The 15082-nt window shown below is 63.0% G+C and carries 13 protein-coding genes; 4 read left to right on the plus strand and 9 right to left on the minus strand.

All coding sequences use genetic code 11. The features are described from left to right. Positions 1 to 177: 177 nt before the first annotated feature. The gene (locus Q7C33_RS27415; protein WP_407684477.1) at positions 178 to 2133 is read left to right on the plus strand and encodes an acetoacetate--CoA ligase; all 1956 of its coding nucleotides are present in this window, start codon (positions 178 to 180) and stop codon (positions 2131 to 2133) included. A gap of 60 nt (positions 2134 to 2193) precedes the next feature. Here Q7C33_RS27415 and Q7C33_RS27420 read toward each other — a convergent pair whose 3' ends face one another. Next, a complete protein-coding gene (locus Q7C33_RS27420) occupies positions 2194 to 3312 on the minus strand; it encodes a PilT/PilU family type 4a pilus ATPase (RefSeq protein ID WP_323154017.1) in 1119 nt (372 codons plus the stop codon). Between the two features lie 133 nt (positions 3313 to 3445). On the opposite strand from Q7C33_RS27420, the gene Q7C33_RS27425 reads away from it, so the two are divergent. Together Q7C33_RS27425 and Q7C33_RS27430 are read left to right on the plus strand one after the other, a co-directional pair. After that, positions 3446 to 5983, plus strand: a complete 2538-nt coding sequence (locus Q7C33_RS27425) for a PAS domain-containing protein (RefSeq protein ID WP_217859863.1) — start codon at positions 3446 to 3448, stop codon at positions 5981 to 5983. 48 nt (positions 5984 to 6031) lie between these two features. Continuing rightward, positions 6032 to 6307, plus strand: coding sequence for a peptidylprolyl isomerase (locus Q7C33_RS27430; RefSeq protein ID WP_019690952.1), 276 nt, complete (start codon positions 6032 to 6034; stop codon positions 6305 to 6307). Positions 6308 to 6487: 180 nt separating this feature from the next. On the opposite strand, the gene Q7C33_RS27435 is transcribed toward Q7C33_RS27430, so the two are convergent. From Q7C33_RS27435 to Q7C33_RS27470, 8 genes are all read right to left on the minus strand, one after another. Next, positions 6488 to 7402 carry a sugar kinase gene (locus Q7C33_RS27435; RefSeq protein WP_030141400.1) on the minus strand — a complete coding sequence of 305 codons (915 nt, stop codon included), beginning with the start codon at positions 7400 to 7402 and terminating at the stop codon, positions 6488 to 6490. A gap of 152 nt (positions 7403 to 7554) precedes the next feature. Next, positions 7555 to 8772 (minus strand): amino acid deaminase, encoded by a 1218-nt coding sequence (locus tag Q7C33_RS27440; protein WP_407684478.1) that lies wholly within the window; start codon positions 8770 to 8772, stop codon positions 7555 to 7557. A gap of 29 nt (positions 8773 to 8801) precedes the next feature. Beyond that, positions 8802 to 9566, minus strand: coding sequence for an IclR family transcriptional regulator (locus Q7C33_RS27445; RefSeq protein WP_030141398.1), 765 nt, complete (start codon positions 9564 to 9566; stop codon positions 8802 to 8804). Between the two features lie 179 nt (positions 9567 to 9745). After that, a complete protein-coding gene (locus tag Q7C33_RS27450) occupies positions 9746 to 10132 on the minus strand; it encodes a RidA family protein (protein WP_030141397.1) in 387 nt (128 codons plus the stop codon). 24 nt (positions 10133 to 10156) lie between these two features. Continuing rightward, positions 10157 to 10963 (minus strand): amino acid ABC transporter ATP-binding protein, encoded by an 807-nt coding sequence (locus tag Q7C33_RS27455; RefSeq protein WP_030141396.1) that lies wholly within the window; start codon positions 10961 to 10963, stop codon positions 10157 to 10159. Then, positions 10960 to 11622 (minus strand): amino acid ABC transporter permease, encoded by a 663-nt coding sequence (locus tag Q7C33_RS27460; RefSeq protein ID WP_030141395.1) that lies wholly within the window; start codon positions 11620 to 11622, stop codon positions 10960 to 10962. The genes Q7C33_RS27455 and Q7C33_RS27460 overlap by 4 nt, the downstream gene beginning before the upstream one ends. A gap of 9 nt (positions 11623 to 11631) precedes the next feature. Next, positions 11632 to 12294 carry an amino acid ABC transporter permease gene (locus tag Q7C33_RS27465; protein WP_030141394.1) on the minus strand — a complete coding sequence of 221 codons (663 nt, stop codon included), beginning with the start codon at positions 12292 to 12294 and terminating at the stop codon, positions 11632 to 11634. 54 nt (positions 12295 to 12348) lie between these two features. Continuing rightward, entirely contained in the window at positions 12349 to 13197 is an 849-nt protein-coding gene (locus Q7C33_RS27470; RefSeq protein ID WP_030141393.1) for a transporter substrate-binding domain-containing protein, read from the minus strand. Between the two features lie 427 nt (positions 13198 to 13624). Between Q7C33_RS27470 and Q7C33_RS27475 the strand changes: the two genes are divergently transcribed. After that, positions 13625 to 15070: an aldehyde dehydrogenase family protein gene (locus tag Q7C33_RS27475; protein ID WP_198798196.1), complete on the plus strand. Its 1446-nt coding sequence runs from the start codon at positions 13625 to 13627 to the stop codon at positions 15068 to 15070. The last annotated feature ends 12 nt before the right edge of the window (positions 15071 to 15082 follow it).

A 15082-nucleotide genomic window follows, 5' to 3' on the forward strand; every position in this document is an offset into this window, starting at 1 on the left:
TGGCGAGGGGATTTATCCCCGCTGGGCTGCGAAGCGGCCCCGATTGCCGACAGCTCAATCTGCCTGGCGCAACGCATACTCTGTTTTGGGCCGCTTCGCGGCCAGCGGGGATAAATCCCCTCGCCACAAGATTGGGTCGCTCTATAGTTTGTGTATACATAAGACAAGAGGCAAACCATGTCCGACATCCTCTGGCAACCCAGCCCCGAACGCATCGCCCAGTCGCGAATGGACGCCTTTCGCCGGTTCGTCAACGAACGGTACTTGCTGCAACTCAACGACTACCCAACCCTGCACGCCTGGAGCATCGAGCAGCGCGAAGCCTTCTGGCTGGCCATCGTCGACTTCTTCGAGATTCGCTTCCAGCAAGCGCCTAGTGCGGTGCTCGAAGAAGGTCCGCAAATGCCCAGCGCCCGCTGGTTTCCTGGGGCGACGCTGAATTTTGCCGAACACCTGCTGCGCCGCCGCGACAGTGCCGTGGCGGTGGTAGCCGTCAGTGAAAACGGCGACAAAGAGCAGCTGACCTGGGCCGATCTCGCCGCCCATGTCGCCGGCCTGCAACAGAGCCTGAAAGCCGCCGGCGTGACCCAGGGCGATCGGGTCGCCGCCTGCATGCCCAACACCTGGCAAACGTTGGTGGGCATGCTCGCCACCACCAGCCTGGGCGCCATCTGGTCGTGCTCGTCGCCGGACTTCGGCACCCAGGGCGTAATCGACCGGTTCGGCCAGATCGAACCCAAGGTGCTGATCACCTGCGCCGGTTATCGCTACGCCGGCAAAACCATCGACCAGCGGCCCAAGGTCAACGAAATCCTCGAACGACTACCGTCGCTGCGACAATTGATCGTGCTGCCCTACGCCCAGCCCGATGCCCGCGTCGAAGACTTCAAGACCCCGGCCCGCGTGGCGCTGTGGAACGGTTTCTACCAACGGGGCGGCGAGCAGGTGTTCACACCCGTGCCGTTCGATCACCCGCTGTACATCCTGTATTCCAGTGGCACCACCGGCGTGCCGAAGTGCATCGTCCACGGCACCGGCGGCGTGCTGCTGCAACATGCCAAGGAACACGGTTTGCACGTGGACCTGGGCCCCGAAGACCGGCTGTTTTACTACACCACTTGCGGCTGGATGATGTGGAACTGGCTGGTGTCGGCGCTGGCCATGGGCAGCGCGGTGGTGCTGTATGACGGCTCGCCGTTCCACCCCGGCCCCGAACGCCTGCTCGACCTGATCGACCGGCAACACGTCAGCGTGTTCGGCACCAGCCCCAAATACCTGGCCGCCCTGGAAAGCCAGGGCATCAAGCCACGCCAGACCCACGACCTGGGCAGCCTCAGGACCATCCTGTCCACCGGCTCGGCCTTGGCGCCCCACAGTTACGATTATGTCTACCGCGACTTCAAGGCCGACGTGTGCCTGGCCTCGATGTCCGGCGGCACCGACATCGTGTCGTGCTTCGTCAACGGCAACCCGCTGGCCCCCGTGCGCCGGGGCGAAATGCAGGGCAAGAGCCTGGGCATGGCGGTGCAGGTCTGGAACGAAGCCGGCGAGGCGGTGGTGGGAGAAAAAGGCGAACTGGTCTGCACCCGGCATTTCCCGGCGATGCCCATCGGGCTGTGGAACGATCCCCACCAGGAAAAGCTTCGCGCCTCCTATTTCAGCCAGTTCCCCGGCGTCTGGGCCCAAGGGGATTACGCCGAAGAACTGCCCCACGGCGGCCTGCTGATCCACGGACGCTCCGACGCGGTGCTCAACCCTGGAGGGGTGCGCATCGGCACAGCGGAAATCTATCAGCAGGTGGAAAAAGTCGCAGAGGTCCTCGACAGCGTCGCCATCGGCCAGCAATGGCAAGGGGATGTGCGGGTGGTGCTGTTCGTGCGCCTGCGCGAAGGCGTGGCGCTGGATGACGAACTGGAGCAGAAGATTCGCCAGGTCATCCGCGCCAACACCACACCGCGTCATGTGCCAGCGAAGATCCTCGCGGTCAGCGATATTCCGCGGACCATCAGCGGCAAGGTGGTGGAGCTGGCAGTGCGCAACGTGGTGCATGGCGAGGCGGTGAAGAACACCGATGCACTGGCCAATCCCGAGGCGCTGGAGCAGTTTCGTGGGCGGGTGGAGCTGGCGAGCTGATCGCACATTCCAAGTATGTGGCGAGGGGATAAATCCCCTCGCCACAGTGGGGCCCGACGATCAGTCCATAAGCCCCCATTCCCCGCCCGCAGGCGGCTCAGCCGGTGGCGCCGCGCCCGACTCCGCATGCAACTTCAGGCGCAAGCGCAAATTGTTCGCCGAATCGGCGTTTTTCAACGCTTCTTCTTCATCGATCGCCCCTTCCACCACCAGGTTGAACAACGCCTGGTCAAACGTCTGCATGCCCAGTTCTTCGGATTTCTCCATGATGCCCTTGAGCTCACCCAGCTCGTTGCGCCGGATCAGGTCGGCCACCGTGGGCGAACCGAGCATGACTTCCACCGCCGCCCGCCGCTGGCCGGTGCGGGTGCGTACCAGGCGCTGGGAGACGAAGGCCTTGAGGTTGTTGCCCAGGTCGTGAAGCAGTTGCGCCCGGCGTTCCTCCGGAAAAAAATTGATCACCCGGTCCAGGGCCTGGTTGGCATTGTGGGCATGCAAGGTGGAGATCACCAGATGGCCGGTGTCGGCGAAGGCCAGGGCATGTTCCATGGTTTCACGGTCGCGAATTTCGCCGATCAGCACCACATCCGGCGCCTGGCGCAAGGTGTTCTTGAGGGCGGCGTGGAAGCTGCGGGTATCCACGCCCACTTCCCGCTGGTTGACGATGGATTTCTTGTGCCGGTGAATATATTCCACCGGGTCCTCGATGGTGATGATGTGGCCGCTGCTGTTGCGGTTGCGGTAATCGATCAGCGCCGCCAGCGACGTCGATTTGCCCGAACCCGTGGCGCCGACGAACAGCATCAACCCTTGCTTGTGCATGATGGTCTCAAGCAGCACCTTGGGCAGTTTCAGGTCTTCGAAGCGCGGAATGTCCAGCTTGACGTTACGTATGACCATGGACACGTCATTGCGCTGCTTGAAGATGTTGACGCGGAACCGTCCGACGCCGGCCAGGGAAATCGCCAGGTTCATTTCCAGTTCCCGATCGAACTCAAGGCGCTGTTCGGCGTCCATCAATGACTCGGCAAGCCCGGCGATGTCGCCGACCTTGAACGCCTGGTTGCTCAGCGGCTTGAGCACACCTTCGAAACGCGCGCAGGGCGGCGCGCCGGTGGACATATAGAGGTCGGAGCCGTCCTGGCTTGCCAGGATTCGTAACAAAGGATCAATTTCCATGGCCATAAAAACATCCGCGAACTTCAATGGACACGCTGACCCGAGCCAGAAAAACTTCAGATCAACCCGCGCTTAACTTCTTCAGAGGATAGTAGAAGCCGCAGCATCGACATGACATCCAGGGACTCCCGTGATGAACGCAATACCCGCCAGCAGCGACACACAGCAGTTGATCGCCCGCCTGGACTGGACCACCAGCCCGCTGGGCGCCAGCGAAACCTGGCCCCAGAGCCTGCGCACCGCCGTGGACATCGTGCTCCATTCGCCCATGCCGATGGCGGTGCTGTGGGGGCCGCAGCTGATCCATCTGTACAACGACGCCTACGCCCGCCTGGTCGGCGACAAGCACCCCAGGGCGTTCGGCCTGCCCACCCACACGGCCTGGCCGGAGCTACGGGGCGAAACCGAAAGGATTTATCACGGCGTGTTGCAAGGCCGCATGCGCACCTGCCGCGACCAGCGCTGGCGCATGCCGTTTGGCGGCCGCCTCTGTGATGTCTGGCTGGACCTGACCTACAGCCCCGTGCACGACGAACGTGGCAGCGTGGCCGGCATCCTGGTCACTGCCATCGAGACCAGCGAACGGCGACGCCTGGCCCAGGAATTCGAACGGCGCTCCGAAGCCAGCCTCAAGGCCCAGCAGGAAAGCGAAGAACGCCTGCAACTGGCCCTGGCGGCCACCGATGCGCTGGGCACCTGGGATTGGGACATCAGCGAGGATCGCTTCATTGCCGACGCGCATTTCGCCCTGCTCCATGGCGTCGACCCGAACCTGTCGCGCCAGTTGCCCATCAGCGCCTATCTCGAAGGCGTCCACCCCGAAGACCGGGCGATGGTCGCACGCAGCATCAAGCATTGCATCACCCATGGCACCGAATACGCCGAGGAGTATCGCCTGCTGCAGCCCAACGGCGAGTTGCGCTGGGTATTCGTGCGCGGGCGCTGCTACAAGGACCGCCATGGCCGGCCCAAGCGCTTTCTCGGCGCGGCCCTGGACCTGACCGAGCGCAAACGCACCGAACACGCCCTGCGCCAGAGCCAGACCGAGCTGCAACTGATCATCAACGCGATGCCGATACTCATCAGTTATGTCGACCGCGAAGAACGTTTCCGGCTGAACAACAGTGCCTACCTGAACTGGTATGGCCTGACCCCGCAGGAGCTTTACGGCAAGACCGTTCGCGAAGTCATCGGCGAGGAAGCCTACGCCGCCCGCGCCGTACAGATCGCCGACGCCCTGGCAGGCAAGCCGTGCAGCTTCACCGCTGAGTCGGCCCACCGCGACGGGCGGCCGCGTCATGCGCTGATCAACTACCTGCCGCGCCGGGGCGGTGACGGGTCGGTGAATGGCTTCTACATCTTTGTAATCGACGAGACCGAGCGCAAGAAAACCGAGGAAGCCCTGCGCAACCTCAACGAAACGCTGGAGGAGCGGGTAATCGCCCGCACCCAGCAACTCGCCGAGGCCAACCACCGCTTGCAAAGCGAGATGTTCGAGCGCGAGCGGGCCGAGGAAGCGCTGCGCCATGCGCAGAAAATGGAAGCGGTGGGCCAGCTCACCGGCGGCATCGCCCATGACTTCAACAACATGCTCACCGGCATCCTCGGCAGCCTCGACCTGATGCAACGCTACATCGCCGCCGGTCGTGCCGCCGAGATCGGTCGTTTTACCGAAGCGGCCATTTCATCGGCCAACCGCGCCGCCGCCCTCACCCATCGCTTGCTGGCCTTCTCCCGACGCCAGTCGCTGGATCGCAAGCCACTGGATGCCAACACGCTGGTGCGCTCGCTCGAAGACCTGCTGAGCCGCACCACCGGCGACCACATCGTGCTACGGCTGCAATTGGCCGGCGAGCTATGGCCCGTGAGCACCGACGCCAGCCAGTTGGAAAACGCCCTGCTCAACCTGGTGATCAATGCCCGGGACGCGATGCCCGACGGTGGCGAGTTGACCATCGAAACCGCCAACGTCTACCTCGACGGCAGCGACATCAGCACGCTGGAACCGGTGAAGGCTGGCGACTACGTGATGATCGCGGTGCGCGACAACGGCAGCGGCATGACCCCCGCCGTGCTGGCAAAAGCCTTCGATCCATTCTTCACCACCAAGCCCATCGGCCAGGGCACCGGTCTCGGGTTGTCGATGATTTATGGCTTTGCCCAGCAGTCCGGCGGCCACCTGAGCCTGGACAGCGTGCCGGGCCAAGGCACCCGGGTGCAGTTGTACCTGCCGCGCTTGCATGTCACGCCGGCGGAGCAGCCTACAGAACCGTCAGTCACCGACGCACCGGCGGCCATCGCCGGAGAAACCGTGTTGCTGGTGGAGGACGAACCGGCGGTGCGCATGCTGGTGCTCGATCTACTCGCCACCCTGGGCTACACCGCTCTCGAAGCCGAGGACGCCAAGCGGGCCCTGGTATTGCTGGAGTCCGGGCAACGCATCGACTTGCTGGTGACCGACGTCGGCCTGCCGGGCATGAACGGCCGCCAACTGGCGGAGATTGCCCGTCAGCACCGGCCCGATCTGAAAGTGCTGTTCATGACCGGTTACGCGCAGAAGGCCACCGAGCGCCAAGGGTTCCTGGACCAGGGCATGGACATGGTCGCCAAGCCTTTTACCCTGGATTTGCTGGCGAACAAGATTCGAACGATGATCAACCATGACCACTGACTTGAGGCATAATCGCCGCCCTTTTGCCCCGTTCAGGTCTGTGCCGCAATGAAAGCCCAAGCCCGCCATATCCTGGTGAAAACCGCCGAAGAAGCCGAACAGCTCAAGCAACGCATCGCCAAGGGCGAAGCCTTCGACGTGTTGGCGAAGAAATACTCCACGTGCCCCTCCGGCAAGCGCGGCGGGGACCTGGGTGAAGTGCGCCCCGGGCAAATGGTCGGCGCCATCGATGCGGTGATCTTCAAGAAACCGCTGCGGGTGGTGCATGGGCCGATCAAGAGCAAGTTCGGGTATCACCTGGTGCAGGTGTTCTACCGGGATTGAGGGATGCCGGCCCCGAAGCGGCTCCTGTGGCGAGGGGATTTATCCCCGCTGGGCTGCGCAGCAGCCCCAAGTTCGGCAGCTCGGTGTGCCAGGAAGATTGCGTCCACTGTTTTAGGGCTGCTTCGCAGCCCAGCGGGGATAAATCCCCTCGCCACAAAGACAGCACTTCCAAAAATGTCGCTACTTGGGTATCAACGCCCCCGGCACCTGAATCACCCGACTCGCCAGCCAATGCCCGGCCTCGGCCGCCTCCGCCGGGCTACCGCCCAGTAAACGACTCGCCAGGTAGGCGGCGCTGAACGAGTCTCCCGCCGCTGTCGTATCCACCACGCGCTCAACCCGTTGGGCTGGCACCTCATAGAACTGTCCATCACAACGGATCAGGCAGGCCTCGGCGCCACGCTTGAGCACCACCTCCGGCGTACCGAGTTGCCCATAGGCCGCGAACACCGCCTCGCTGTCGGCATGACCGAACAGCGCCTGTTCGTCCTCCACGGTCAGCAACGCCAGCTCGACGTGGGGCAACACGCTGCGGTAAGCCGCCCGGGCGGTCTCGACCGAAGCCCAGAGCCGTGGCCGGTAGTTGTTGTCGAACACCACCTGGGCACCGCGTCGCCGCGCCTCGATCAAGGTTTCGATGAGTTTGCGCCGGCCCTGCTCGCCAATCACCGCCAGGGTGATACCGCTGAAATACAGCACGTCATAGTCCGGCAAGGCTTCCAGGATCGGCGCGGCGGCCGGCGTGGTGAAGCACTCGCGCACCGCGGCCTCGTTGCGCCAGTACAGAAAACGCCGCTCGCCGGCCGCGTCGGTCTGGATGCAGTACAGGCCCGGCAGGCGTCCGGGCAAACGCTGGACCCTGTCCAGGCCGATGTTTTCTTCGGCCCAGCTGCGGCACATGGCGTCGCTGAAAGAGTCGTCGCCCAGGGCGGTGACGTAATCCACCACGCCCTTCTCGCCCAACGCGCGGGACAGATACACCGCTGTGTTCAGGGTGTCGCCACCGAAGCTCTGCACCAGACTGCCGTCGGCGCGGTGTTGCAGTTCGATCATGCATTCGCCGATCAGGGCGATGCGGGGTCTGGAATTGCTCATGGATGATCCTGATGGTTCGCCGGTGTATTGCAGGCCGCTATCGCGAGCAAGCTCGCTCCCACAGGGATCGTGGTGAACACAGGTTTTGTATTCACAACAAATCCAATGTGGGAACGAGCTTGCTCGCGATAGCCGCGACTCGGTCTCAAGGCCTAAAAGCAGGTCTCCATAAGCTCAACCACCCGCAACCCCTCATCCACCAGGCACCCCACCCGCCACTTGTCGAATGTCAGGCACGGGTGGGAAGTCCCGAACGCAATGATGTCCCCCACCCGCAGCTCGACCCCCGGCGCCACCGTCATGAACGCATGCTGGTCCATCACCGCCGTCACCTTGCAAGCGCTGACATCGTCACCCGTCACCGAATCAGCCTCTGCTTTGTAGCGCTTGAGCGGCACCGGCAGCCCGGCGTCATAGGCCACGTCGCGCTTGCCCAGGGCGATCACCGCGAAGCCCGGCTCCGGCATCGACTGCACGTGGGCCCAGACTTCCAGGGCCGGGCGCAGGCCTTCGTGCAAGTCGCTGCGCCGTTCCAGTACGCAGCACTGGGCTTCCTTGTAGATGCCATGGTCGTGGGCCACATAACTGCCGGGGCGCAGCACACTGAGGAAACGCCCTTGGGCATTCCGGGCTTCGAAGGATTCGGCAATCAGGTCGTACCAGGCCGAACCCGAGGCGGTGATGATCGGCTTGGCGATGGCAAACGCGCCGCTGTCCTGCAACTGCACGGCCAGCCCCACCAGCGACGCGGCGAATTGGCGAATGCCGCTGATGGCGTGGTCGCCGTGAATCACCCCTTCGTAGCCTTCGATGCCGGTCAAGGCCAGCGCCGGTTGCGCGCCGATGGCCTCGGCCAACGCCAGCACCTCGGCTTCGGTTCGGCAACCGCAACGACCGCCGACGATGCCGTACTCGATCATCACATTGAGCCGCACGCCGCGAGAGGCGAAATAAGCGCCCAGGTCAGCGACATTGTCCGGATGATCGACCATGCAATGGAATTCGAACGCCGGGTCGGCCAGCAGATCGGCAATCAATGCCATGTTGGGTTTGCCGACCAGTTGATTGGCCATCAGCACCCGCCGCACGCCATGGGCGTAAGCAGCACGGGTCTGCACCGCCGTGGCGAGGGTCAGGCCCCAGGCACCGGCTTCGAGCTGGCGGCGGAACAGCGCCGGCGTCATGCTGGTCTTGCCGTGGGGCGCCAGCTCGGCGCCGCTGTCACTGACAAACGCCTGCATCCAGCGAATGTTGTGCTCCAGCGCCTCGCGGTGCAGCACCAATGCCGGCAGACTGACGTCCCGCAACAGATGAGCGCCCACGGCAGCGGCGCCCTTCTCGACGTACGCGTTATCGATGGCAGAAGACATGTTCGAACTCCTCACACAGCCATGGCTGGCTATTCGTTGATGCGACGGGCCAGGTTGTTGGCGCTTTCGATCAGCACCCGGCGGTAGTCGGCGTAATTGTTCTTGGCGTCAGCCCTCGGGGCGACGATGCACAGGGTCGCGATGGCAACGCCGCTGGGGTCTTTGACCGGTGCGGCGAAGCAGTGGGTGAAGGTGTCGGCGACGCTGTCGAAGGAGAAGAATCCATCGACGCCAGCCTGGCGGATTTCCTTGAGAAATTGCTCCAGGGGCAAGCGCTCGCCGTCCGGCAGGATGAAATCGTCAGGGTCGATCAGGTCGATGATCTGCTGGTCGCTCAAATGCGCCAGCAACAGGCGCCCGGAGGCCGTCCAGGGGATGGGCGCGTTCTCACCGATGTCCGAGGAAATGCGGAAATGCCGCTCGCCTTCCTTCATCAGCGCGACCGTGTATTTGCGCCCGTTGAGCAGGCACATCTGCGCCGTTTCCCGGGTCTGCCGGACGATGTCCTGCAAGGCCTGGTCAGCCTCGCGACTCAGGTCGAAATGCCGCAGGTGGGCCTGGCCGAGAAAATACAACTGGCGCCCCAGGTAGACATGGCCGTCCTTGCCCACCGGCTCGAGGATGCGCCGCTCCAGCAGCGACGCCACCAGTTCATAGACCGTGGACTTGGGGCTGCCGATGCCGCTGGCGATGTCGTTCGGGCGCAGCGGCTGGCCGATTTCCTTGAGGAAATCGAGGATATCGAACGCCCGATCCAATCCCCGGGCCCGGCGTTTGATGGTGTCTTCGGTCATGTCTTGGATTCCCATTCAATTGGCCGCGAGTGTACGCAGACTGCAAGCTGGCCACAGCTCATTGTGGCGAGGGGATTCATCCCCGCTGGGTGGCGAAGCCGCCCCAAAATTTCTGTTATGGCAAAAAAGTTGGGACTGCTTCGCAGCCCAGCGGGGATAAATCCCCTCGCCACAGGTGATCACTTTTTCTTGTAGGCCACGCAGTCGATCTCGACCTTGCAATCGACCATCATGCTTGCCTGCACACACGCCCGGGCCGGGGCGTGTTCCGGGCTGAAATATTCGCCGAAGACCTTGTTGAAACTCCAGAAGTCCCGTGGGTCCTCCAGCCAGACACCGCAGCGCACCACGTCTTCCAGGCCATAGCCAGCCTCTTTCAGAATGGCGATCAGGTTCTTCATGGTCTGGTGGGTCTGTTCGACGATGCCGCCAACAATGATCTCGCCGTTCACCGCCGGTACCTGGCCGGACACGTGCAGCCAGCCATCGGCCTCCACGGCGCGGGCGAAGGGCCGTGGTTGTCCGCCACCTGCGGTGCTGCCGGTGCCGTAGCGCGTAATGCTCATGGGTTATCTCCTTGTTGAAATGAGTTAAAAACGAGTGTTCTTGAGGAATTCCGCCAGGCGTGGCGATTGCGGTCGCTCGAACAATTCCTTCGGCGGCCCTTGCTCTTCGATGCGGCCCTGGTTCATGAAGACGATCTTGTCGGAGACCTCGAAGGCGAAACGCATTTCGTGGGTGACCAGCAGCATGGTCATGCCGTCTTCGGCCAGGCCCTTGATCACGTTCAGCACTTCGCCGACCAGCTCCGGATCGAGCGCAGACGTCACTTCGTCAAACAGCATCAGGCTCGGGTTCATCGCAATCGCCCGGGCGATCGCCACGCGCTGTTGCTGGCCGCCGGACAACTGACCGGGAAAGTGATCGCGCCGTTCCAGCAGGCCGACCCGCTCCAGCCATTTTTCGGCCAGGGCGACGGCTTCGTCCTTGGGCAGTTTTTTCACCTTGAGCAGGCCCAGGGTGACGTTCTGCAGCGCAGTCAAATGCGGAAACAGGTTGAATTGCTGGAAGGCCATGCCGGTCATGGCCCGGTGCCGGGCGATGACTTTCTCGGCATGACGCACGCGCTTGCCACCCACCTCGTCATAGCCGATGGACTCGCCGTCGAGCATGATCTGGCCGCCCTGGAATTCTTCCAGCATGTTCACGCAACGCAACAGCGTGGTCTTGCCCGAGCCACTGGAACCGATCAGCGTGACCACGTTGCCGCGCTGCATGCTCAGGTCCACGCCCTTGAGCACTTCCAGCGGGCCGTATTGTTTGCGCAGGCCACGAATGTCCAGCAGCGGTTGGGTGTTGGAGGGCTTTGTATTGGAGAGTTTCGAAACGTCAGTCATGGCAACGCCACCCGTTTTTCAATGTGCCGCCCGAGCAATTCGATGGCGTAGTTGATGATGAAGAAGAGAAAACCGGCGAACAGATAGAACTCCAAGGTCATGAAAGTCCGGGCGATGATCTGCTGGGTGCTGAGCAGCAATTCAGCCACACCGATCACCGACAGCAAGGTCGAGGCCTTGACGATTTCGGTGGAGGAATTGACCCAGGTGGGCAAAATCTGCCGCAACGCCTGGGGCAACAGCACGTAGCCCAGCGCCTGGTAGAACGTCAGGCCGATGGCTTGGCTCGCTTCCATCTGCCCACGGGGCAACGCCTGCAAGGCACCGCGCACGATCTCGGCCACGTGAGAGCCGCAGAATAGCGTCAGGCCCAGCACGCCGGCCTGGAACGCGCCGATCTGCCAGCCCAGGGCCGGGGCCATGTAGAAGCAGGCCAGCACCAGCACGAACACCGGTGTGCCGCGAATCAGGTCGACGTAAAAACGAAACGGCGCGCGCATCCAGACCCGCCCATACGTCAGGGCCAATCCGGCGACGACACCGATCAACGTGCCCAATACAATCGCCAGCACCGAACATTGCACGCTGGTCAGGAAGCCGTTCCACAAGGTGTCCCGGGCGACCCACAACTCATGTGGCCAACTGGGGGATTCGTACATGGGAAACTCCTAACGGCGGATCGCCAGGCGCTGCTCGAAATACCGCAGCAGCATGGCAATGAGGTAACAGGCCGCGACATACAAGGCCGTGGTCACCAGCCAAGTTTCGATCACGCGGTAGCTCTCCACGTTGATCTTGCGGGCGTAATAGGTCAGCTCCGGCACGGCAATCGCCGCGGCCAGGGAGGTGTCCTTGAACAGCGAGATGAAGTTGTTCGACAAGGCCGGCAGCACGTTGCGCAGCATCACCGGCACGGTGACGTAGGCCTTGACCTGCCATTCGCCGAGGCCGATGGCCAGCCCCGCTTCACGCTGCCCCTTGTGGATGCTCAACAACCCGCCGCGAAACACTTCGGTCAGGTAGGCCCCGGCGTACAGCGACAGCGTGATGACGAACGACGGCAGTTTGTCGAGGCGAATGCCCAGGCTTGGCAAGGCGAAGTAGATCAGCAGGATCAGCACCAGGATCGGCGTATTGCGGATCACCGTGACATACACCGACGCCAGCACCCGCAGGAGCCGATGTTTGCTGAGCAGCGCGAATGCCATCGCCAGGCCGATCACGCAACCGATGGCGATCGACACCAGCGCCAGGGAAAGCCCCAGGCCCAGCCCCGCGAGCAGGGTGTCGAAATCGCGCCAGACGGCGGCAAAGTTCAACTGATAATTCATGGTCGGCAGCACCTTCGACGGAGCGCCCGCAAGGGGCGCCCCGGGCTCACAGGGTCATTTGAATTCAACAGGGAAACCGATCGCCGGCGACGGCAGGTCAACGCCGAACCACTGCTTGAACGACGCCGCGTAGGTAGGGAATTCCACGCCGGTCATGGCCTCGTGCAGGGTGGTGTTGACGAAGTTCAGCCAATCCTGGTCGCCGCGCTTGACCGCACAGGCGTAGGTTTGCGGGCTCCAGGCATACGCCGGGCTGCGGTAGCGCCCAGGGTTCTGCACCATCAGGTATTTGACCGAGGACTGGTCGGTGGCGGCGGCATCGGCGCGGCCGGAGTTCACCGCCTGGTACATCAGGTCGACGCTGTCGTACTGGTCGACCTTGGCCTTGGGCAACGCCTGGTGCACCAGTTCTTCGGCGTAGACGTTCTGCAACACCGCCACGGTGACGCCATCGCCGGCAGCCTTGAGGTCTTCGATTTCCTTGTACTTGCTGTTGGCCGGCAACAGCAGGCCCACGCCTTCGCGGTAGTACGGCAAGGTGAACGCCACTTGCTGGGCGCGACTGGCGGTGACGGTGATGAACTGGCAGCTCATGTCGACCTTGTCGGTCAGCAGGTTGGGAATGCGCGCATCGGAAGACTGCACCACGAACTCGACTTTCTCGGGATCGTTGAACAGGCCCTTGGCGACCATTCGCGCGATATCGATATCAAAGCCCTGCAACTTGCCATCCGCTCCCTGGAAGTGCCACGGCGCATTGGTGCTGCCCGTGCCCACGATCAATTTCCCGCGTTGCAGCACGCTGTCCAGCTTGCTGTCGGCCGCCTGGGCGACACCCATGGCAGCCGTCGTGGCCGCGAAGAGAAAAACACACGCTTTGAACAAGGAAGGTCGGCGTTGCATGGCAAGCACTCCAGGGTGAGTTTATTCCGCTATACCGGAATGTGGTATGTAACAACGGAATAGACAGCAGAAAGTGTGCCACAGCGTTTCGACGCGGTGGAGCGGAAAGTGGAACTTCAACGAAATCAGGCAGATAAAAAAACAGTCGATGCAGGACGAAATCATCGCGCGTTTGCGGTTGCTACCGTTGGCTACGGCTGCCGGGTAGCAAGGCCCCAGCGCGAAGCACAGCGAGTGCGCGATACACCCCAGCGCACCAAAATGGTCATCCCTACGTTTTTGCAAAGTTAGCCCGGCAGATACAGCAGATTCTTCTTTGCCAAGCCCAACAACGGCACAACCCGCCAGGGCCGCTTTGTTAGCTTATGGGCATGCAATCACGACCTGCTGCCGGCAGTGTCATCAACGCTCTACGGGAGCCCGAAGGATGACCAAACCCTCTTATATTCCGCACAACACCGGACAGTTCTACATCAATGGTCGTTGGCAGTCGCCGGCCCAAGCGACGATGCTGGCCGTGATCAATCCGGCTACCGAGGAGGTAATCGCCGAGGTCGCCCAGGGATCGTCCCCGGACGTTGACCGCGCCGTCGCGGCAGCTCGGGCGGCGATGCCCGGCTGGGCCGCGACGCCAGTGACGGATCGCGCGCGCATCCTCGGCAAGCTCCACGAGCTGATCCTCGAACACCAGGAAGCCCTGGCCCAGGTACTGTCCCTGGAAATGGGCGCGGCGATCGGTTTTGCCCGATCCATGCAAGTGCCGTTGGCGGCCGAACACGTCCGGGTGGCGCGCGATGTGCTGTCCACTTATGCATTCCAAAAGATCGAGAACGGCACCGCCATCGTGCGTGAACCCATCGGGGTCTGCGGCCTGATCACGCCGTGGAACTGGCCGCTCTACCAGATCACCGCCAAGGTCGCCCCGGCGATTGCCGCCGGCTGCACCGTGGTGCTCAAGCCCAGCGAACTGTCGCCCTTGAGCGCCCTGTTGTTCGCCCAACTGGTGCACGACGCCGGTCTGCCGGCGGGCGTGTTCAACCTGGTCAACGGCGGCGGTGCCGAGGTCGGCGCGGCCATGGCGGCGCACCCCGACATCGACATGATCTCCATCACCGGCTCCAACCGCGCGGGCGCCCTGGTCGCCCAAGCCGCGGCACCGACGGTAAAACGCGTCACCCAGGAGCTGGGCGGCAAGTCGCCGAACGTATTCTTGCCCGACGCCGACTTCGCCAAGGCCGTGCCGCCAGGCGTGATGTCGGCGTTGCGCAATGTCGGCCAGTCTTGCAGCGCCCCCACGCGAATGATCGTACCGAGGAATCGCCTGGCGGAAGTCGAGGCACTGGCGGCGACCACGGCCAATGCGATCGTCGTCGGCGCCCCAGGGTCGGAAGACACCGTGCTGGGCCCGATCGCCAACGAGGCCCAGTTCAAGCGCGTGCAAGCGATGATCGAAGCGGGCCTCGCGGAAGGTGCCAAGTTGATTTGCGGTGGGCCAGGTCGCGTGGACGGCTTCGCCAAAGGCTTCTACACCCGGCCAACGGTGTTCTCGCAAGTCGATAACGGCATGCGCATCGCCCAGGAAGAAATTTTCGGCCCGGTGCTGTGCATCATTCCGTACGACACCCTGGACGAAGCCGTCGCCATCGCCAACGACACCGTCTACGGACTGGGCGCACACGTCCAGGGCCAGGACCTCGACCAGGCACGCGCCGTGGCCGCGCGCATCCGTGCCGGGCAAGTCCTGCTCAATTACCCGGCCTGGAACCCGATGGCCCCGTTCGGCGGATACAAGCGCTCGGGCAACGGGCGTGAATATGGGGTCCATGGGTTCGAGGAATATCTGGAGATCAAGGCGATTGTCGGGTTCGAGTAAGCGCCCTACCCC

This window comes from Pseudomonas sp. BP11-1-1 (assembly GCF_052112105.1).
GTDB lineage: Bacteria > Pseudomonadota > Gammaproteobacteria > Pseudomonadales > Pseudomonadaceae > Aquipseudomonas > Aquipseudomonas alvandae.

Excerpts from the sequence above, each read along its gene's own strand:
- Q7C33_RS27440 (WP_407684478.1), bottom strand. The coding sequence starts at position 8,772 with ATGTCTTCTGCCATCGATAACGCGTACGTCGAGAAGGGCGCCGCTGCC.
- Q7C33_RS27470 (WP_030141393.1), bottom strand. The coding sequence starts at position 13,197 with ATGCAACGCCGACCTTCCTTGTTCAAAGCGTGTGTTTTTCTCTTCGCG.
- Q7C33_RS27415 (WP_407684477.1), top strand. The coding sequence starts at position 178 with ATGTCCGACATCCTCTGGCAACCCAGCCCCGAACGCATCGCCCAGTCG.
- Q7C33_RS27475 (WP_198798196.1), top strand. The coding sequence starts at position 13,625 with ATGACCAAACCCTCTTATATTCCGCACAACACCGGACAGTTCTACATC.
- Q7C33_RS27435 (WP_030141400.1), bottom strand. The coding sequence starts at position 7,402 with ATGAGCAATTCCAGACCCCGCATCGCCCTGATCGGCGAATGCATGATC.
- Q7C33_RS27460 (WP_030141395.1), bottom strand. The coding sequence starts at position 11,622 with ATGTACGAATCCCCCAGTTGGCCACATGAGTTGTGGGTCGCCCGGGAC.
- Q7C33_RS27455 (WP_030141396.1), bottom strand. The coding sequence starts at position 10,963 with ATGACTGACGTTTCGAAACTCTCCAATACAAAGCCCTCCAACACCCAA.
- Q7C33_RS27420 (WP_323154017.1), bottom strand. The coding sequence starts at position 3,312 with ATGGAAATTGATCCTTTGTTACGAATCCTGGCAAGCCAGGACGGCTCC.
- Q7C33_RS27450 (WP_030141397.1), bottom strand. The coding sequence starts at position 10,132 with ATGAGCATTACGCGCTACGGCACCGGCAGCACCGCAGGTGGCGGACAA.
- Q7C33_RS27430 (WP_019690952.1), top strand. The coding sequence starts at position 6,032 with ATGAAAGCCCAAGCCCGCCATATCCTGGTGAAAACCGCCGAAGAAGCC.
- Q7C33_RS27445 (WP_030141398.1), bottom strand. The coding sequence starts at position 9,566 with ATGACCGAAGACACCATCAAACGCCGGGCCCGGGGATTGGATCGGGCG.
- Q7C33_RS27425 (WP_217859863.1), top strand. The coding sequence starts at position 3,446 with ATGAACGCAATACCCGCCAGCAGCGACACACAGCAGTTGATCGCCCGC.
- Q7C33_RS27465 (WP_030141394.1), bottom strand. The coding sequence starts at position 12,294 with ATGAATTATCAGTTGAACTTTGCCGCCGTCTGGCGCGATTTCGACACC.